At 36.6% G+C, this 17,495-nt stretch carries 22 protein-coding genes and 1 pseudogene; 11 read left to right on the top strand and 12 right to left on the bottom strand.

Features of this window, described 5'->3' with window-relative positions:
• Positions 1 to 36: 36 nt before the first annotated feature.
• The 10 genes and pseudogenes from HMPREF9331_RS02540 to HMPREF9331_RS02500 form a co-directional block, all read right to left on the bottom strand.
• Positions 37 to 492, bottom strand: a complete 456-nt coding sequence (locus HMPREF9331_RS02540) for a hypothetical protein (protein ID WP_016419591.1) — start codon at positions 490 to 492, stop codon at positions 37 to 39.
• A gap of 144 nt (positions 493 to 636) precedes the next feature.
• Positions 637 to 1,071 carry a hypothetical protein gene (locus HMPREF9331_RS02535; RefSeq protein WP_016419590.1) on the bottom strand — a complete coding sequence of 145 codons (435 nt, stop codon included), beginning with the start codon at positions 1,069 to 1,071 and terminating at the stop codon, positions 637 to 639.
• Between the two features lie 51 nt (positions 1,072 to 1,122).
• A complete protein-coding gene (locus tag HMPREF9331_RS02530; protein WP_016419589.1) occupies positions 1,123 to 1,671 on the bottom strand; it encodes a hypothetical protein in 549 nt (182 codons plus the stop codon).
• A gap of 237 nt (positions 1,672 to 1,908) precedes the next feature.
• Positions 1,909 to 2,205: a hypothetical protein gene (locus tag HMPREF9331_RS02525; protein ID WP_016419588.1), complete on the bottom strand. Its 297-nt coding sequence runs from the start codon at positions 2,203 to 2,205 to the stop codon at positions 1,909 to 1,911.
• A 34-nt stretch (positions 2,206 to 2,239) separates the two neighbouring features.
• Complete coding sequence (locus HMPREF9331_RS13270; protein WP_040356872.1) at positions 2,240 to 2,515, bottom strand: hypothetical protein; 276 nt, start codon at positions 2,513 to 2,515, stop codon at positions 2,240 to 2,242.
• Between the two features lie 115 nt (positions 2,516 to 2,630).
• Positions 2,631 to 2,969 (bottom strand): hypothetical protein, encoded by a 339-nt coding sequence (locus HMPREF9331_RS02515; RefSeq protein ID WP_009411958.1) that lies wholly within the window; start codon positions 2,967 to 2,969, stop codon positions 2,631 to 2,633.
• On the bottom strand, positions 2,963 to 3,349 hold the full coding sequence (locus HMPREF9331_RS02510; protein ID WP_009411957.1) for a papain fold toxin domain-containing protein: 387 nt from the start codon (positions 3,347 to 3,349) through the stop codon (positions 2,963 to 2,965). The genes HMPREF9331_RS02515 and HMPREF9331_RS02510 overlap by 7 nt, the downstream gene beginning before the upstream one ends.
• Positions 3,326 to 3,484: pseudogene (locus HMPREF9331_RS13420) on the bottom strand (RHS repeat-associated core domain-containing protein); the annotation flags it as partial. The gene HMPREF9331_RS02510 and the pseudogene HMPREF9331_RS13420, both read right to left, overlap by 24 nt.
• 39 nt (positions 3,485 to 3,523) lie before the next feature.
• Positions 3,524 to 3,919, bottom strand: coding sequence for a hypothetical protein (locus HMPREF9331_RS02505; protein WP_016419587.1), 396 nt, complete (start codon positions 3,917 to 3,919; stop codon positions 3,524 to 3,526).
• A gap of 376 nt (positions 3,920 to 4,295) precedes the next feature.
• Positions 4,296 to 4,703 carry a hypothetical protein gene (locus tag HMPREF9331_RS02500; protein ID WP_016419586.1) on the bottom strand — a complete coding sequence of 136 codons (408 nt, stop codon included), beginning with the start codon at positions 4,701 to 4,703 and terminating at the stop codon, positions 4,296 to 4,298.
• Positions 4,704 to 5,101: 398 nt separating this feature from the next.
• Between HMPREF9331_RS02500 and prfA the strand changes: the two genes are divergently transcribed.
• Positions 5,102 to 6,175: a peptide chain release factor 1 gene (prfA, locus tag HMPREF9331_RS02495; protein WP_009641035.1), complete on the top strand. Its 1,074-nt coding sequence runs from the start codon at positions 5,102 to 5,104 to the stop codon at positions 6,173 to 6,175.
• A gap of 73 nt (positions 6,176 to 6,248) precedes the next feature.
• On the opposite strand, the gene HMPREF9331_RS02490 is transcribed toward prfA, so the two are convergent.
• The gene (locus tag HMPREF9331_RS02490) at positions 6,249 to 7,109 is read right to left on the bottom strand and encodes a YicC/YloC family endoribonuclease (protein WP_016419585.1); all 861 of its coding nucleotides are present in this window, start codon (positions 7,107 to 7,109) and stop codon (positions 6,249 to 6,251) included.
• Between the two features lie 139 nt (positions 7,110 to 7,248).
• Here HMPREF9331_RS02490 and HMPREF9331_RS02485 point away from each other — a divergent pair, with 139 nt between their 5' ends.
• From HMPREF9331_RS02485 to HMPREF9331_RS02475, 3 genes are read left to right on the top strand one after another with little or no spacing between them, the layout of a single operon-like run.
• Positions 7,249 to 8,505 carry a sigma-54 interaction domain-containing protein gene (locus HMPREF9331_RS02485; RefSeq protein WP_016419584.1) on the top strand — a complete coding sequence of 419 codons (1,257 nt, stop codon included), beginning with the start codon at positions 7,249 to 7,251 and terminating at the stop codon, positions 8,503 to 8,505.
• Between the two features lie 58 nt (positions 8,506 to 8,563).
• Positions 8,564 to 9,829 carry a M64 family metallopeptidase gene (locus HMPREF9331_RS02480; RefSeq protein WP_016419583.1) on the top strand — a complete coding sequence of 422 codons (1,266 nt, stop codon included), beginning with the start codon at positions 8,564 to 8,566 and terminating at the stop codon, positions 9,827 to 9,829.
• A gap of 18 nt (positions 9,830 to 9,847) precedes the next feature.
• Positions 9,848 to 11,155: a hydroxymethylglutaryl-CoA reductase, degradative gene (locus tag HMPREF9331_RS02475; RefSeq protein WP_016419582.1), complete on the top strand. Its 1,308-nt coding sequence runs from the start codon at positions 9,848 to 9,850 to the stop codon at positions 11,153 to 11,155.
• A 77-nt stretch (positions 11,156 to 11,232) separates the two neighbouring features.
• Here HMPREF9331_RS02475 and holA read toward each other — a convergent pair whose 3' ends face one another.
• Positions 11,233 to 12,237: a DNA polymerase III subunit delta gene (gene holA / locus HMPREF9331_RS02470; protein WP_016419581.1), complete on the bottom strand. Its 1,005-nt coding sequence runs from the start codon at positions 12,235 to 12,237 to the stop codon at positions 11,233 to 11,235.
• 39 nt (positions 12,238 to 12,276) lie between these two features.
• Here holA and HMPREF9331_RS02465 point away from each other — a divergent pair, with 39 nt between their 5' ends.
• The 7 genes from HMPREF9331_RS02465 to HMPREF9331_RS02435 all read left to right on the top strand — a co-directional run bounded on the left by HMPREF9331_RS02465 (position 12,277) and on the right by HMPREF9331_RS02435 (position 17,405).
• The gene (locus tag HMPREF9331_RS02465; RefSeq protein ID WP_051113210.1) at positions 12,277 to 12,771 is read left to right on the top strand and encodes a type I restriction enzyme HsdR N-terminal domain-containing protein; all 495 of its coding nucleotides are present in this window, start codon (positions 12,277 to 12,279) and stop codon (positions 12,769 to 12,771) included.
• Between the two features lie 35 nt (positions 12,772 to 12,806).
• On the top strand, positions 12,807 to 13,400 hold the full coding sequence (locus HMPREF9331_RS02460; RefSeq protein WP_040356864.1) for a lipoprotein signal peptidase: 594 nt from the start codon (positions 12,807 to 12,809) through the stop codon (positions 13,398 to 13,400).
• Between the two features lie 236 nt (positions 13,401 to 13,636).
• Positions 13,637 to 14,065 (top strand): hypothetical protein, encoded by a 429-nt coding sequence (locus HMPREF9331_RS02455; protein ID WP_016419578.1) that lies wholly within the window; start codon positions 13,637 to 13,639, stop codon positions 14,063 to 14,065.
• An 87-nt stretch (positions 14,066 to 14,152) separates the two neighbouring features.
• Entirely contained in the window at positions 14,153 to 14,497 is a 345-nt protein-coding gene (locus tag HMPREF9331_RS02450; protein WP_016419577.1) for a heavy-metal-associated domain-containing protein, read from the top strand.
• Between the two features lie 66 nt (positions 14,498 to 14,563).
• Positions 14,564 to 14,995 carry an RrF2 family transcriptional regulator gene (locus tag HMPREF9331_RS02445; protein WP_009641020.1) on the top strand — a complete coding sequence of 144 codons (432 nt, stop codon included), beginning with the start codon at positions 14,564 to 14,566 and terminating at the stop codon, positions 14,993 to 14,995.
• 106 nt (positions 14,996 to 15,101) lie between these two features.
• A complete protein-coding gene (gene ansB / locus HMPREF9331_RS02440; protein WP_016419576.1) occupies positions 15,102 to 16,157 on the top strand; it encodes an L-asparaginase 2 in 1,056 nt (351 codons plus the stop codon).
• A gap of 90 nt (positions 16,158 to 16,247) precedes the next feature.
• Complete coding sequence (locus HMPREF9331_RS02435) at positions 16,248 to 17,405, top strand: porin (protein ID WP_051113214.1); 1,158 nt, start codon at positions 16,248 to 16,250, stop codon at positions 17,403 to 17,405.
• Positions 17,406 to 17,495: the final 90 nt, after the last annotated feature.

Below are 17,495 nucleotides of genomic sequence, written 5' to 3'. Positions count from 1 at the left end.
TATTGAGATTTTAACATCACGTCTGAAATATTATTATCATTTTTGATAATCTATAATATCACCAAAATGTTGATATAATTTTTTAATTATAGTTTCTTCTGGAACTCCAAGAATAAGTAAATCATAAGAAGCATATTCTATTATAAGCTCGCTATCTTCTACCCCTCCCACAAAGAAACATATAAATAAATCAAACAATTTTTTCTCTACTTCTGACATTTCTTTAAAAGTCTTATATTCCAGTAAAGTACTTGAGATTTTTTTATTCAAAGTAACTGAATTATTCAGAAACTTTTGATTGTCATTCTCAATATTAGCTATTTGATATTCAATTTCTTCTATTGATATTGGGAATATAGAAAAATTTATTAAATGGAAGAATTCTGAGATAAATAACACTTCTTTTTTCAAAAAAGCGATATTGTCTGTTACATATTCATTCCAATAGTCTGTTATTTTATCAATTAAATAATCTAATCTATTTGTTTCCACTGTCCTTATTTTTGTCTTTTTACGCTTAATTTTTTTAGTATTAGTTTATAAAAGTAGTACGTTTTTGCAGGATCTTCCCCCCACTGATGTGACTCGTGCCAGCGAGGGGAAATCTTAACAACACAGCTAAAACATTACCCCTTTCTATTTTAAAAGAACAAAATACCAATTTTTAGGATATTCTTTTTCAATCATATTAAAAAGTAATTTAAAGTTGTTAGAACGTTTTTGGGTAAGTATTTCATAAAAATAATTATGGCAAATACAGCAAGCTCTTTGCTTTTGAGACACTATACCATAAAAAATATCTTTTTCATTCTCAATATAATACCATTGCCATTGATATTTAGCATTTATTAAGTTACCGAAGAGAGACCCTAATTTATAAGCATAGTCTTCCTCTAAACTATTATCACTATTATTCTCTATGAAATTATCTACAAATATATTCATTTTATTTAAGATATCAAAGATATTTGATTCATCAGATAAGTTTAATAATTTTAGAGCCTCGTTAGATAAGCGATTTATTTCATCACTTTCTTCCTTGTTAATAAGTCTTACATTTTTTACATTCATATTTATCCCATTTTATCACATATATTATCACATTATATCCCATCTGGAACCTTACTCTTTTTTCAAACGTTCTTTTACTCGAATATGTTCTTCTCCTAATAGATGAATCAGTTCTTCTGTTGAATAATCTTTTAAATATTTAATTTTTTCATAAGGTTCATAATTAGGTAATAAATGCTTTATAAAAGATTTTTCAGGAGCTTCATCTACATCAGGGTCACAGTCCCAAGGATATAATCCAAAAAAGGGATCTAAAAATGAATAAGGGTCTGTGGAGTAATTATTGTAATGACCTAACTTAAGAATATTATTTTTGTATATAATATCTGTTTCAATATTTTTTTCTCCTAACAAAATCCATCCATATATCCAAGGTTTTGAATTTATTGTTGCTATTGCAAATGGGGAAGACATATCTAAATGATACCATTTTTCTATTATCTCTTGTAATGAATTGTATTTATAATTAAAAAAGGTAAATGTATCAAAGGATTTGTTCTTCCCAAAAATATATTTATTATATAGCTGGGCTATCGTATAATTACCATCTGATAGAGGTATTGCATATACTTCCCCTTCTTTTAAGATCTTTTTATTCATAACTATTTTTTTCAATACACTTGTTCTCCCCGCTGGTGCGAGCTTGCAGCTTATGCCCAATTCAAAAATTGAGAATTCACAATTCATAATTCCCCTCGCACTATTTAAAGCACTTTATAGGCTTTAAAAGTGCTTGCCCATAAGGGTAGGTAAAGGAAATAAGGCTTTAGTTATTTTGTATTGTATTGATTGTTAATGAAATAATTTTTTAACAACACATCTGATACATTACCTATATTAGCATTTTCTTAAATCTAAAAAAAACTTTATTTCATTTAGCAATTCTTTTTCTGTTATATTTCTTCTTTCTTTTATTACTTCTAATTTATTTTCATTGATTATTTCAAAATCAAAATCATAGCTAATAATCTTATTTTGACAATAATTATAAGTAGATATATATACTAATTTATCCTCTTTCTTAATTCCTATAGCACATGTATCAGCTTCCCATAGATCTATGACTTCTACCTGTGAAATGTCAAAAGTTTTTCTTAGAATATTAATAAAATTTATTATAGTAACATCTTCCATTTTTTTATAAATCTTCCATCTGTTAATAATTTCCTTATTGTAGAATTTCCTTTTTTAGAGCTTCTTCTACAGTTTGATTAATAAACTCACCAGGCACTTCTGCTCTTATTGAGGATTTTCTATATGTTGATATAAAAGAATCTACAGACTTATCTAAACTATCAATAATCTGTTGAGTAATAGGGCTATTAATATTTAGTTTATACTTCTTTGCTAAAAATATTTTACTGTTATCTACATCGTCTATCTTTGATTCAATCTTATTACAATCCAACCCAAAGACATCCACTTGTATATTGCTATCAAACACATAGGCATAGAAGTTGGGGTTGTTGCCAGCCAGTTCTATGGGGTCTTGAGAGATATATAAACCTGTTTCGGGTGAGTAGTACTATGGTTTTAACAATACCTTTGAGATGTTACCATTACCTTTCTATTTTATTAAATTCTTGATAATCTTTATAGAATGTATTTATTTTTTCAGATTCATCTGTAAATAAATCATTATAAATATTTCTCCAATTATCTCTTATTTTTAAATCATATTTAATATATAACCATTCGTCAAAAAATAAGAATTTTTCTTCTACATTTTTTCCTGAAGTATTTTTATGAAAAAGAAAACCAATTATAAAAAAATACAAATTATCGAATTTTTCTTCTTCTCCAAAAAACATAATACTTTTAGCTTTTAAAAGTTCTATTAACTCAGATAAGCTATAATCAATGTATTCCCGTTTTGTATAACTTGTTATTTTCACCATTCTAAAATATTAATATATTGTGTTTTATACTTATTGTTAAAATGAAAATCTATATCATCCAACCAATCATCCAATTTTACTCCTTTTGTTTCTAAATTATCAAAAACTATACTATCAATTTCGATTGCTTCATGAAACTTATTTTTACCTATAATTCCATTCTTTTTTGATATTATATTAGGGGCTATTACATTTTGAATTTGAATATGCTTACCTGTTATTCCAGCTTCTTTCATCAAACTTTTCAATTTTTCTGCAAAATCCTTACATTTGAATATTGCTTTATCTTCATCAGGTATTTTATCTACTAATTCTCTAACTTTCTCTATAGTGTTACAATCCAACCCAAAGACATCCACTTGTATATTGCTATCAAACACATACGCATAGAAGTTAGGGTTGTTGCCAGCAAGACCTATGGGGTCTTGAGAGATATATAAACCTGTTTCGGGTGAGTAGTACCTAAAGCGGTTGTAACACAGCTTGGTTTCTTTGTCATAGTATTGCCCTTGGTATAAGAAATTACAAAAGTCTTTATCTCCTTTTAGTTTTCTTTATAACAAAATCTCTTTTTTCTTCTCTTTATTTATATCTGTATAGTATATTAATTTACTACTATACATACAATCTATATAAATTAGACTTTCTATTTTGCTAATATAATGAATTTCTAATGTATCTAAATTTATTTTTGTAATAATAAAACCAGATAAACAAAAACGCTTTATAAACATCGGAATGTATAAATACTTTTCAAAATATAAATATGGACTACTAAAGAAATTATTTTTTAACAATTCTTTATTGTTTACATATAAATTTCCTATCAAAGGAGAACCCTGACTAAATTCAATAATATTCTTATATTCTATTTTAAAACCATCTATTTCATCACAAAAATTAAAATTCCACGGAGAATAAGATGTTTTTAATTTATTTATGTTTTGCATTTTACTTTGTTTCTATCAATTTTTCGAGTTTTTATATTTTTAACATCACTATTGTTTACATTAAATTGTAGTAATCCTCCTAAATATTTCAATCCCCCCTCGCTGGTGCGAGTTTGCAGCTCGTGCCTATCATACTAAGAGCTTGTAGCTCCCATAAAGAGTCAAAGGCACAAACTGTAAGAAACACACCAATAAAGAAAAATCTGTGAGCAATTTCTATTATACCGAACTCACTTCATTTAGAGTGTTTTTATAGGCTTTAAAAACGCTTATCTCTATGGTATAAAGGAAAATAGTGGGGCAGTTCTTTTTGTATTATATTGATTATCAAGTTGTTGAAATTTTAACAACACATCTGATACATGACCCCTTATTATCAACTTTCAGGATAAATAATTTGTTCAGGTATTAATATGATATTTTTACGTTTAATTTCATATATTTCTTTTATATAATTCTCTTTTGAAAACTCAAAAAAATAGCTCTTTTCTCGAAAAAAACGCCATTCAATAGAGTTCTCTTTATGAGTAACATTGACATAATCCCATCCTCCATCATCAGCTACACCGCAAGCACAAGTAAAAATTAAAAACTTCCCACTATTCTGAGCACTTGCATATAACTCTGAATAAACGATCAAAAAATCATCAAATTCATCAAACAATCTTATGTCAATATCATCTATCAACAATTGTAAGTAACTACAATTATTAAATTTAATATTGTCAAAAATTACACAATCAGTAGATTCTAAGTTTATTAAATTAATTTTTATATTATTCATTATCTTTTTTGGTTTTTCCCAAAAATAAAAAAGTTGTTCATTTGATTAAAAAATCGTATATTTGATTGAATTTCAAACAATTAAATATAATGAACAACTTGGAGCAAAGTTACAAAAAAATTATTGAAGTATTATTAAATCTCTTTGGAAAATAAATCTCAACCCTACCAAAGAAAGAACCTAAAAATATTTGATTTAGAGGTGCTTAGCTTGACTCTAATAGCAGAGAATATAAGCTTTTCCTCTGAATGTCAGCTTTTTAGATAGCTTCCTTAATCCTTTAAGTGCCAGATTGAAAAGGAGCGTTTTTAGTTGTACAAAAAAATAATTAGAACTAAAAACTAACTACCAAAAACTAAAAACTTTTTTGTATTTTTGCACCCGCAAAAAGAAATGATATGTTAGCGAGATTAGATATTGTAAAGCAACGATTTGACGAGGTTTCCGACCTTATTATACAACCCAATATCATAGCCGACCAAAAGCGCTATGTACAACTTACTAAGGAATATAAGGAGCTGAAACAGCTCATGGACAAGCGCCAAGAATATATAATTGTAACAGCCAATATCGCTGAGGCCGAGGAGATTATCAAGGACGGAAGCGATGAGGAAATGACCGAAATGGCTCGCCTTCAGTTGGAAGAAGCTAAGGAAAGACTCCCTCAGCTGGAGGAAGAAATCAAGTTCTTACTTATTCCTAAGGATCCTGAAGATAGCAAAAATGCAGTCATGGAAATCCGTGCAGGTACAGGTGGGGACGAGGCGTCTATCTTTGCAGGCGACCTCTATCGTATGTACAATAAGTATTGCCAGGACAGGGGTTGGAGTGTCTCTGTGATGGATATGAACGAGGGTACCTCTGGCGGGTTCAAGGAAATCATCTTGGAAATCAATGGGGAAGATGTATATGGTACGCTCAAGTTTGAAGCGGGCGTACATCGTGTACAGCGCGTGCCACAAACCGAGACACAGGGGCGTGTACATACTTCCGCCGCTACCGTAATGGTACTCCCCGAAGCGGAAGAGTTTGATGTGGAACTGAATATGGAGGATGTCAAGATCATTCGTACTACTTCCACAGGGCCTGGTGGTCAGTCGGTTAATACGACTTACTCGGCTATTCAGCTACAGCACATTCCCACAGGGATAGAGGTGCGTTGCCAAGATGAGAAATCCCAACATAAAAACTTAGATAAGGCCTTAAAGGTGCTCCGCTCTCGTCTTTACGAAATGGAATTGGCCAAGAAAATGGAAGCCGACTCTGCTCGTCGTAAAAGTATGGTCTCCAGTGGTGATAGAAGTGCCAAGATACGTACTTATAACTATCCACAAGGTCGTGTAACAGATCACCGTATTGGACTAACGCTTTATGATTTAGGTAATATTATGAACGGAGATATCCAGCGCCTGATTGACGAACTCCAACTGGCCGAAAACACCGAAAAACTCAAAGAAGGCGACATCTTTTAATGACTAATGACAAGTGACGAGTGACAAATACCATAATAGGAATTAGTCACTCGTCACTCATCACTTGTCACTATCAAAGAATATTGAGCACTTGCTCCTTTATCTTCTCCAATTCATTTTTCATCAGCACGACGATTTGTTGCATTTGAGCGTGGTTGGCTTTGGAACCTAAGGTGTTGATTTCGCGCCCTATCTCCTGAGCGATAAAGCCCAATTTGCGCCCATTGGACTGGGGTTCTTCCAGCGTGGTAAGAAAGTAATTTAGGTGATTGGCAAGCCGTACTTTCTCCTCGGTGATGTCCAATTTCTCAAGATAAAAGATAAGCTCTTGCTCGAAACGATTCTCATCTACTCGGTCTCTAATTTCTTCCACAGCGCGCTCCATACGACTACGGATGGCGGCAAGTCGCTCTGTGTCAAGTGCTTCTACTTGGGTCAGCAGTTGTTGTATGTTCCTGATACGTAGCTCAAAATCTTTCTGCAAAATAGCGCCCTCACTACTGCGAAACGCTTGTAATTGCTTGAGGGCTAAGACTAACTGCTCCTCTATTTGGGCAAACTCCCGCTCATCTACTTCTTCCACAGGGGTGGTCAGCGCATCGGGCATGCGTACGGCCATCTTGAGAAATTCTACATCAGGCCCATTGGGCGAAATGGCTCGCATCTGCTCTATATAGCCGCGAACAACGGGGGCATTGAGCGTGGAAGTGCTTGAGGCAGAGGTGTTTTCTACCGTAAGAGTAAAATCAATCTTTCCCCGCTCTAGGGTGTCGGAAATGAGTTTTCTAAGAGTTAATTCTTTTTCCTTATAGGCTTGTGCAATACGGGTGTTGAGGTCTATGGCCTTGCTATTGAGGGACTTTATCTCTATAATGATTTTCTTATCAGCAAGTTGCAATAGGCTCTTGCCAAAGCCTGTCATGGATTGTATCATGGTTGTATGCTTTGATGAGTGCAAAGGTACTAAAAATATCGCTTAAATCGCGTAAATATCTTACTTAAATTGTATATTGTAAATTAATTTTGTACATTTGCAGAGTTTTTCATATCTTAAACTAAAGGTACTCCATAACATGGATATTCAATCTGTAAAACAACGTTTTGGTATTATAGGCAACGATTCCAAGCTGAATCTAGCCATAGAAAAAGCCGTTCGTATCGCCCCTACCGATGTCTCTGTGCTCATCACAGGGGAAAGTGGCGTGGGTAAAGAGGCTTTTGCTCGGATTATTCACACGCTTTCAGCTCGTAAACATGCAAAATATATAGCTATCAACTGTGGGGCTATCCCCGAAGGTACCATTGACTCGGAACTATTTGGTTTTAAGGCGGGTAGCTTTACACACTCTGGCAAGGAGGATAAGAAAGGCTACTTTGAGGAGGCCAATGGGGGCACGATTTTCCTTGATGAGGTGGGCGAATTACCTCTTTCGGCACAGGTACGACTCTTGAGGGTCTTGGAAAATGGGGAGTTTATCCGCGTAGGGGACTCCACTCCTCGCAAAACCGATGTGCGTATTGTGGCTGCTACCAATGTAAAGATGCAGGAGGCTCTCAAGAAGGGGCGTTTCCGTGAGGACTTGTACTATAGGCTCAATACAGTGGAGATCTTCCTCCCGCCTCTTAGAGAACGCAAAGAGGATATCTATCTGCTATTTAGAAAATTTGCCTCAGATTTTGCTCAAAAATATCGTATGCCTACTATCCAACTTTCTCCAGAGGCAGTCAAGGAACTCTTACACTATCGTTGGCCTGGTAATATAAGACAGTTGAGAAACATAGCCGAGCAAATATCTGTAGTGGAACAGAAAAGGGAAATCTCTGCCGAAACACTGCTTTCTTATCTTCCTGAGGATAAGGTAAGTCACTTGCCTGCTACGGTCTCTCAGAGCAAAGCTGAGAGTGATTTTGCTTCCGAAAGAGAAATCCTTTACAAGGTGCTTTTTGATATGCGTAATGACCTCAATGATCTCAAACAGCTTACATTTAAGCTTATACAGGAGGGAAATACCCCCAAAGTACAGGAGGAGAACCAGACGCTTATCCATAAGATCTATGGCTCTGAGGTGACCTATCCTACTGATATGAATGAACCTGCTATGATGCTCCTCTCTCATGACAAAGCGCCTTCGCATGTGGGCAAGCATGGTAACTATGATTTTGCTGAGGAAATACAGGAGGAAGAACCCATTTCTTTGCAGGACAAAGAGGTGGAGCTGATACAGAAATCCTTGGAACGGCATAGGGGTAAGAGAAAAGAAGCGGCTAAGGAACTAGGGATCTCCGAGCGAACCCTTTATCGGAAAATAAAACAATACAATATAGAATAGATATGCTATTTTTTGCATCTTAATGAATAAATATTACATCTTAACAAATGAGTTGTATATGAGAAACATATTATTTTTTATTTCGTTTTTATACTTACAAATAGCGGTGGCTCAGTCCTATGATGCTTATTTCACTAAGGAGGCACTCCGATTGGATTTTTTCCTTTTTGGGACTAAGCGTACCACTCAGGTAGCTCTCAAAGGACTCAAGCAGGAACCGCTTTTTGGAGGTTCTCATACGAACTTGATACACCCCAATCAAGGGGAATACCGCATACAAGTATTAGAGCCTGTATCGGGTAAGGTGTTGTATTCCAAGGGGTTTATTACGCTCTTGGAAGAATGGCAAAGCTTAGAAACCGATGAGGCTAAAACGGAGTTTTTTGAGGTTCCTCTTCAAGTACCTTATCCTAAAGCACAGGTTAAGGTGAATTTCGACCATAGGAAAACCGATGGAAATTTCGCAACTCTTTTCTCTACTTCTGTAGACCCTACCGATTATAGGATTGTCAAAGATACTCCACTGAAGTTCCCTATCAAACAGCTGCTCAACAATGGAGCACCTCAGCGGAAAGTCGATATAGTAGTACTTCCTGAAGGATACACTCAAGAGGAAATGGACAAGTTTGTCGCCGATACCCAGCGCTTATTTGATTATTTGTTCTCTATAGCCCCTTATAGCAAACACAAAGGGGACTTCAATATTTGCGCAGTGTTGGCGCCTTCTCAAGAGAGTGGTACCGACTTGGCTGGGGTGTTGGCCTATAAAAATACGTTGTTTGATAGCCATTTTTATTCCTTTGGCATGGACAGATACCTCACTTGTCCCTCATTCTTTAAGGTGGCTGATGTAGCAGCGGCTGTGCCTTATGATCAACTCTTTGTGGTGGTCAATACCAAAGAATATGGGGGTGGTGCTTTTTATAATCTATTGAATCTCAATGTGTCGGATAATTCTTTAGCTGAAAAAACCTTTGTACATGAGTTTGGCCATGGTTTTGTAGGCCTTGCCGATGAGTACAGTTACGAAGAGGGAATGGGAAGCCGCTACAACCTTAAAATAGAGCCTTGGGAACCCAACATTACCTCTTTGGTGGATTTTGGGAGTAAGTGGAAGGATATGGTGGAGAAACGCACTCCTATTCCTACACCACGTATAGCCAAGTACCAACAGAAAGTGGGAGCCTTCGAGGGGGGCGGCTACTTATCTAAGGGTATGTATAGCCCTATGCAGGATTGCAGAATGAATTCTATTGATAGTAATGATTTCTGCCCTGTGTGCACTCGTGCTATTGAGAGAATGATACGCTTTTATACAGAATAAGATTTTCAGTTCAGATATATGAATACTCACATGGTTAAAGGTTTTTCTAAACTCACTAAGGAGGAAAAACGTCAATGGATATGCCAAACCTATCTTGACAAGGAGCCTTCTGCTGAGCAGGTTTTTGCAACTTATGATTTGGCCGATAGTAACTTGCAAAAGTTACATGATGATTTTATAGAAAATGCTATAGGTAACTATGTCCTACCCTTTGCCGTAGCGCCTAATTTCTTAATTGATGGTCGCAATTATACAGTGCCTATGGTGGTAGAGGAAAGTTCAGTGGTGGCTGCCGTAAGCAAAGCGGCCAAATTCTGGTCTGAACATGGAGGTTTCCACTGTCAGGTACGTAGCATGGAAAAGGTAGGCCATATTCATCTGTTCTTTGACGGAAACAAACAGGAACTCTTCCAATTCTTTAACCAAATAGACGCGCTTTTATACGAAGACACAAGTGCGCTTACTGAAAACATGCGCAAAAGGGGAGGAGGGATCTCTTCCATTATGCTCAAGGATATGACGGATTCCTTGGAGCATTATTATCAGGTATTTGTTACTTTCCTTACAGGAGATGCCATGGGGGCTAACTTTATCAATTCATGTTTGGAGCAGATGACTCAAACCATTGAGCGCGAAGCACTCACACATATCACCCATGGAAATCTCGAAGTACTCATGAGTATTCTCTCCAATTATACTCCTCAGTGCTTAGTAAGGGCTGAGGTCTCTGCACCTACTAGCCAAATGTCCTATAATGACATTACAGGGGAGGAGTTTGCCTCCGACTTTGTCCGTGCCATCGCAGTAGCCAATGCCGATGTATATCGTGCGGTAACTCATAACAAAGGGGTTATGAATGGTATAGATGCCGTGGTTATTGCCACAGGAAATGACTTTCGAGCCGTGGAGGCAGCCGCTCATGCCTATGCCGCCAAAGAAGGTAGGTATAAGAGTCTTACCCAAGCCTCCCTTACAGATGGTATCTTCCATTATAGTATAGAGATACCTTTGGCTATAGGTACTGTAGGGGGACTTACCAAACTACACCCTATGGTAAGAACAGCCCTAAAAATACTTGAAAACCCTTCTGCAGAAGCTCTGATGAGGATTATTGCTTGTGTAGGACTAGCACAGAACTTTGCCGCAGTGAGTTCCTTGGTAACCCATGGTATCCAAAAGGGGCATATGAAAATGCACTTAGTCAATATACTAAACCAATTAGGGGCTACCCCAGAGGAAAAACAACAACTGATGGACTATTTCAAGGATAAAACCGTTTCTCATAGCGAAGTAGTACAAGCATTTAACCGAGTTAGAGGTCAGTAGTAAGTTGTCAGTGGTTAGTGGTTAGTTGTTAGTCTCTAGAAACTAACTACTAATCACTGTTCACTAATCACTGTTCACTAACCACTAATCACTGAAATAATTGTTTCTTTCAGTATATCATAGTAAGAGATAGACCCACTTTCAACCCCTTTGCTCTTGAGGTCAGCTTGTTTGATAACTTCCATACAAAAGCTGATTTTCTTCAATGGGTAGAGGGAGGCAGCTTGTCGGTAATCTTTTAAGAAATAAGGGTTTACTCCCATTTCTCTAGCCAGTTCAGCATCGGTACGGCCTGTAAGGCTAGAGAAGATAAAAAGGCTCTTAAAATAGCGGTACAGGTTCTCTGTAATCATGGGCATGGGGTTATCCTTCTGGTTTTCATTGAAGTACTTGATGATCTGCATAGCCTTAGGAAGGTCTTTCCTGCCAATGGCATTTTGCAATTCAAACACGTTGAAATCCTTGCTGATACCTATATTTTCCTCTATATGGGTAGGGGTGATTTCAGTACCTGGCTTGAGGATAATCTTGAGTTTGTTTAGTTCGTTGGCTATACGACTCAGATCGGTACCCAAGAAACTTACCAATAGCTGACAAGCCACTTGGTTGATGCTATATCCGTTTTCTTTCAAAAAACTATTTACCCACTTAACAGTGTCACTCTCATAGAGTTTTTTACTCTCAAGAGTGGTGTATTTCTTGAGTTCCTTGGCTAGTTTGGTTTTTCCGTCTATCTTGCCATATTTGTAACAAAGTACCAAAATAGTAGTTGGAGACGGTTTTTCCACGTAGGGGAGTAGCTGACCTATGGTGCGGCTAAGCTCTTGGGCTTCTTTGACGATGATCACTCGGCGTTCGGCCATCATGGGATACTCGCGTGCATAGTGAATAAGGGCATCTATAGTGATATCTTTGCCATAAACCACTTGCTGGTTGAAAGCCTTTTCATCATCACGGAGTACATTTTGTTCTATATAGTTACTGATTACGTCAATAAAATAAGGCTCTTCCCCACATAGATAGTAGATGGGACTATAATTTTGTTTTTTTAACTCAGCTAAAATTTTTTCTACTTCGTTCATGCTATACGTTTCTAATTTTCTTTTTGTATATTTGCACCCATGCAAACATTGAATTTCCCTACGTACGAATTTCGGTTCAAAAGTAATGAAAATAAACGATATATTTTTGATATAATCCGAAAAAAATTTGTGGTGCTTACTCCTGAAGAATGGGTACGGCAACATGTGGTACGCTTTCTCTTACAGGACAGGGGCTACCCTCAGTCGCTCATGAATGTGGAAAAACGCATACAAATCAATCACTTAACCAAGCGCTACGACATTGTTATCTATCGCCCCGATGGAAGTATTTTCTTGGTGGTGGAGTGCAAGGCACCACAGGTGGGGATCACCCAAGAGGTCTTTGACCAAATAGCTCGCTATAACCTTACTCTAAAGGCTGAGAACCTCATGGTAACCAATGGATTACAACATATTTTCTACCAGATAGACTATGAAAGGAAAGCCTATATATTCTTGCGAGAACTACCCAGTTTCTACCCACTCGATGAAAATCAAAAAAAATATGATAAATCTGTAATTTTAAACCATTAAAAGTTGTATCTTTGCCCCACTTTTACACCCGTGTTATGAAGTTATCCCACGCAGGCCTTATTATATTCTTGGTGTTATTGTTAGACCAAGCCAGTAAAATATATATCAAAACCCATTTCATGATAGACCAGTCTATTCATGTATTTGATTGGTTTCATATACATTTTATTGAAAATCCAGGAGCTGCTTGGGGAGTAGGAATTCCCGGGAAATATGGCAAACTTATATTGAGTATTTTCAGGATTGTAGCCATCATAGGGATTGGTTACTGGTTATGGCAATCAGTGAAAAAGAAAGCCCCTAAAGTGCTGATTATCTCTATAGCACTCATCTTTGCAGGTGCCTTGGGCAATATCATTGATTCAGTATTCTATGGAGTGATTTTTGACCATAGTGTAAATAATGTAGCGACCTTTATGAGTAAGGAACCTTATGGCTCACTTTTCCATGGTAAGGTAGTGGATATGCTCTATTTTCCGCTCATAGATACGCAACTTCCCGACTGGATTCCCTTTTATGGAGGACAAAGATTCACTTTTTTTGACCCAATTTTCAACATTGCTGATACAGCTATCTCCGTAGCGGTGGGATTGTTGATTATTTTCAATAAAAAAGCATTTAAAAAGTGATTAACTTTTTATTGATTTATTATTGTAATTTATCGGATAAAATAGCTGATTTAGGATTATATATTAATAAATAATAACAATTTAAACATTCTTCTTCTTAACATTTGTATGGTTGAAAAATATGTTGAAAACCATGTTGAGAAAAAAAGCAAAAAAAAAGTCGCAAAATATTTTTAAATAAGAAAAAAGTTTATACCTTTGTGCAAAATTTGAACAAGTAAATAAATAGTAATTTTATGGATACAAATCTATTTGAAACCTATGTAAAGGCTATGCGCCAAGAGGTGCCAGGATTTATTTCAATCACTGTGGTAAGTACAAATGATGGTAATACTATTGCTTATGAAGCAGCTTCTAACGTGGATAACCGTTTATCAAGTGCTTTCCAAGTAGAAATCTTACGTCAGGCTACTAAAGCAATGGGATATGTGGAAGGGCTTAACGATAAGAATATAGATCGTATTGAAATCGCTCTTAAAGAACAATTGCACGTACTCTTCTCATCAAGTAATCGTCAGTTCTTGGTACACCTAATTTTGGATGAAGCTAAACAAAATATTGCAATCACCAAGATGTTGCATAACAAGTTCTTCAAAGTAGTGGAAGACAGCTATGTACCTACTGCCGAAGAACAACAAACAGTAAGAAGAAGATTGTTCTTCTAAAATAATAAATATGAAACCATAATATGCAAAAATGCTCTTCTACTGAAGGGCTTTTTGTGTATTATCTTATAATTATTAATTAGAATCATGAAATATCTAACCTTATCAGTTCTATTATTAGCACTTATGGGCTGTGCTAATAACACAGCAAAGACTCCCCAAGAAGCTGCTCAACAAGAACAAAAAGCAGCTACTGACAATACACAATTACAAGAGGTTACTCTCAAGATAGAAGGTATGACCTGTGCTCATGGTTGTGCCGCTACTATAGAGAAAAATCTCAACAAAACCGATGGAGTAGCCAAAGCCTCTGTGGATTTTGATGCCAAGACGGCTACCATATCCTACGACGCTCACAAGCTCTCCAAGGAATCACTCATTTCGGTAATAGAAGGTTCCAATGGTGGAGACACTTATAAGGTATTGCCTTAGTCCACAAAGGGCTATAAGGTAAGACTTGAGCTTGCCCACTAAAAAGATTAATCTAAACACTGAGAAATGTTATCAAATTCAAGCAAATATGCAATCAATGCGGTACTCTATTTAGCACTGCATTCCTCTATAGAAAACAAAAAAGGAGTGAAAGAAATATCCGAGGCCTTACATATTCCTACCGCTTTTTTGGCTAAACTCTTACAGATATTGGCTAAGAAAAACGCTATCTGTTCGGCTAAGGGGCCAGGAGGAGGTTTTTATCTTACAGAAGAGAAAATGAAAGCACCTTTGGCTACTATTGTTCATCATATAGATGGGGTGGATAAGTTCTCCGTTTGCTTCTTGGGAATTAGAGCTTGCTCTGAGGAAACACCTTGTCCTATGCACTATGCCGTAAAACCATTCAAGGAAGAGTTTCTTAGAGAATTGGAAAAGCATGATATAGAATATTTTGCAGATAAAATCAGAAAAGGAGAAGCTTATCTAATTGTCTGATATAATTTATTAAAAAAATATATTTTTTTCTTGTTATTTTGCAACAAAAATCGTATATTTGTGCTCGTAAAAATTTCTATCGCAAAGTAATAAATTAATATACAAGATGCAAAAAACAATTAAAAAAATTGCCCTTACACTATTATTAATAGTGTCCGTGGTAGCTTTCGCACAGAAACCGAAAGTACGTATCCTTGCAACAGGTGGTACTATTGCAGGAGTGAGCAAGTCCGCTACTGAAACTAATTACAAAGCCGGAGAACTAGGTATTAACCAACTCCTACAAGCAGTACCCCAAGTGAGAGACTTAGCCGATGTCTCTGGAGAGCAAATTGTAAAAATTGGCTCCCAAGATATGAATGATGATGTATGGCTAAAGCTCGCTAAGCGTATCAATGAACTCCTTAATAAGGAAGGGTATGATGGAGTGGTAATCACTCATGGTACCGATACGATGGAGGAAACCGCTTACTTTCTAAACCTTACAGTACATAGTAACAAACCTGTGGTATTAGTAGGGGCTATGCGACCTGCTACAGGAATGAGTGCCGATGGTCCTTTGAACTTGTACAATGCAGTAGCTGTGGCCGCTGACAAAAATGCACAAGGTCGTGGAGTTATGGTATGTATGAATGATATTGTTCTTGATGCCAAAGACGTTATCAAAACCAATACTACCTCTGTAGATACTTTCAGAGGAGCTAATTATGGCTCTTTAGCTTATATTCACAATGGAAAAGTATTCTTTGGACGTACTCCTGACAATAAGCATACTGCCCAATCTATTTTCAATGTGGATAACCTAAAAGAGCTTCCTAAAGTAGGAATTGTATATAGCTACTCCAATGTATCTGAACTTCCTATGAAGGCTTTCATGGATGCGAAGTTCGATGGTATTGTGCATGCGGGGGTAGGAAATGGTAATTTCTACCATACTATCTTTGACTTAGCTGTGAAAGCACAACAAAGTGGTATCCAGATTGTGCGTTCTTCTCGTGTACCTACAGGAGCCACTACTTTAGATGCTGAAGTAGATGATGCCAAATATCACTTTGTAGCCTCTGGTGCCCTTAATCCTCAAAAGGCACGTGTGCTACTGATGTTAGCGCTTACTAAGACTAAAGATTGGCAACAGATCCAACAATATTTTAATGAGTATTAATACTTAAAGGTAAGGCAAAAAGTAAAAAGAGACATTTCTTTGTACTTTTTGCCTTTTATGCTTATAGAAAAACACAAAGAATACACAGAAATGAAAAGACTATTTATGTCAGCTATGTTCCTATCCGTTATGGGAGCATTTGCACAAGAAGATTTACAAGGACAAATCAATCAATTAAAGGCTGAATTGGAGCAGATCAAGCAAGCACAATCCATGCCTGTAACCTCACCAGAGGGTATTAACCCTATTGATAAGCGATTCAATATGTACTTTAACTTCCAATCCAGTCTTGATGCTGAAAAAGCAGAAGGAGCAGATATGACAGCCAAATTCAAAGCTCGTCAGTTGCGTTTGGAAGTAAGAGGTAATATTACCGATCGTATCTTCTATCGTTTCCGTCATCGCTTGAATCGTCCTACAGCTGCGGTGAAGTTGGACAACTTAGCAACGGCTACCGACATGCTCTATGCTGGTTTTCATATAGATGATAAGTGGGCACTTACTGTGGGTAAGATGTGCCAAGCATGGGGTGGCTATGAGTTTGATTTGAACCCAATGAATATCTATGAATATTCTGATTTTATAGATAATATGGACAACTTTATGCTTGGTGGTATGATTACCTATGCTCCTAATACCAATCATGAGTTCAACTTACAAGTAACCGATGTGCGTAATGATAGCTTTGCGAATATCTATGCAAATAGTACAGGGTTAAAACAAAGCAATGTACCGCTTACCTATATACTCAACTGGAATGGTTCTCTCTTTGATGGCGTACTACAAACTCGCTGGGGAGTAGGTCTACAAAGTGAAGCGGACGGTTATAACAATACTATGGTAATGCTTGGTACTCGTGTAGCTTTACCTAAGTTCCAAGCTTTTTTGGACTACATGAGAGCTGATGAACAATTGGACCGACTTAACTATACCCCAATGAGCAACAACGGAAAAGGACAGCCTCTCAAAGATACAAAGTATAACACCTTTGTACTTAAGGGCGAATACCAACCTATACCTTCGCTTAACCTATTTGCCCAAGGAATCTACGAAACTGCGGAAAGTGATTTAGCAGGCAATAAGATGACTGGCTTAGGTTATTACGGAGGAGTAGAGTACTTACCTTTCCCTTCACAAGACTTGCGCTTCTTCTTAGCCTATGTGGGCAGAAGTCGTGAAATATCGAGTGTAACAAAAAGCACCAACCGTGTGAGCTTGGGTATGATGTACCGTATCAAGGCTTTCTAAGTCTCTCATACGTAAAATAACTAAAACTTCCCTCCCACAAGGAGGGGAGGTTTTGTGCTTACTTTATTTATTATATAGATTTTTAGAAAT

This window comes from Capnocytophaga granulosa ATCC 51502, from assembly GCF_000411115.1.
GTDB classification, from domain to species: Bacteria; Bacteroidota; Bacteroidia; order Flavobacteriales; family Flavobacteriaceae; genus Capnocytophaga; species Capnocytophaga granulosa.
This window is presented reverse-complemented; position numbering and strand designations above follow the sequence as displayed.

Excerpts from the sequence above, each read along its gene's own strand:
- HMPREF9331_RS02460 (WP_040356864.1), top strand. The coding sequence starts at position 12,807 with ATGAAGTTATCCCACGCAGGCCTTATTATATTCTTGGTGTTATTGTTA.
- HMPREF9331_RS02485 (WP_016419584.1), top strand. The coding sequence starts at position 7,249 with ATGGATATTCAATCTGTAAAACAACGTTTTGGTATTATAGGCAACGAT.
- HMPREF9331_RS02525 (WP_016419588.1), bottom strand. The coding sequence starts at position 2,205 with ATGGAAGATGTTACTATAATAAATTTTATTAATATTCTAAGAAAAACT.
- HMPREF9331_RS02490 (WP_016419585.1), bottom strand. The coding sequence starts at position 7,109 with ATGATACAATCCATGACAGGCTTTGGCAAGAGCCTATTGCAACTTGCT.
- ansB (WP_016419576.1), top strand. The coding sequence starts at position 15,102 with ATGCAAAAAACAATTAAAAAAATTGCCCTTACACTATTATTAATAGTG.
- HMPREF9331_RS02435 (WP_051113214.1), top strand. The coding sequence starts at position 16,248 with ATGAAAAGACTATTTATGTCAGCTATGTTCCTATCCGTTATGGGAGCA.
- HMPREF9331_RS02530 (WP_016419589.1), bottom strand. The coding sequence starts at position 1,671 with ATGAATAAAAAGATCTTAAAAGAAGGGGAAGTATATGCAATACCTCTA.
- HMPREF9331_RS02535 (WP_016419590.1), bottom strand. The coding sequence starts at position 1,071 with ATGAATGTAAAAAATGTAAGACTTATTAACAAGGAAGAAAGTGATGAA.
- HMPREF9331_RS02515 (WP_009411958.1), bottom strand. The coding sequence starts at position 2,969 with ATGGTGAAAATAACAAGTTATACAAAACGGGAATACATTGATTATAGC.
- holA (WP_016419581.1), bottom strand. The coding sequence starts at position 12,237 with ATGAACGAAGTAGAAAAAATTTTAGCTGAGTTAAAAAAACAAAATTAT.
- HMPREF9331_RS02445 (WP_009641020.1), top strand. The coding sequence starts at position 14,564 with ATGTTATCAAATTCAAGCAAATATGCAATCAATGCGGTACTCTATTTA.
- HMPREF9331_RS02450 (WP_016419577.1), top strand. The coding sequence starts at position 14,153 with ATGAAATATCTAACCTTATCAGTTCTATTATTAGCACTTATGGGCTGT.
- HMPREF9331_RS02465 (WP_051113210.1), top strand. The coding sequence starts at position 12,277 with ATGCAAACATTGAATTTCCCTACGTACGAATTTCGGTTCAAAAGTAAT.
- prfA (WP_009641035.1), top strand. The coding sequence starts at position 5,102 with ATGTTAGCGAGATTAGATATTGTAAAGCAACGATTTGACGAGGTTTCC.
- HMPREF9331_RS02475 (WP_016419582.1), top strand. The coding sequence starts at position 9,848 with ATGAATACTCACATGGTTAAAGGTTTTTCTAAACTCACTAAGGAGGAA.
- HMPREF9331_RS02505 (WP_016419587.1), bottom strand. The coding sequence starts at position 3,919 with ATGCAAAACATAAATAAATTAAAAACATCTTATTCTCCGTGGAATTTT.
- HMPREF9331_RS02480 (WP_016419583.1), top strand. The coding sequence starts at position 8,564 with ATGAGAAACATATTATTTTTTATTTCGTTTTTATACTTACAAATAGCG.
- HMPREF9331_RS02455 (WP_016419578.1), top strand. The coding sequence starts at position 13,637 with ATGGATACAAATCTATTTGAAACCTATGTAAAGGCTATGCGCCAAGAG.
- HMPREF9331_RS02500 (WP_016419586.1), bottom strand. The coding sequence starts at position 4,703 with ATGAATAATATAAAAATTAATTTAATAAACTTAGAATCTACTGATTGT.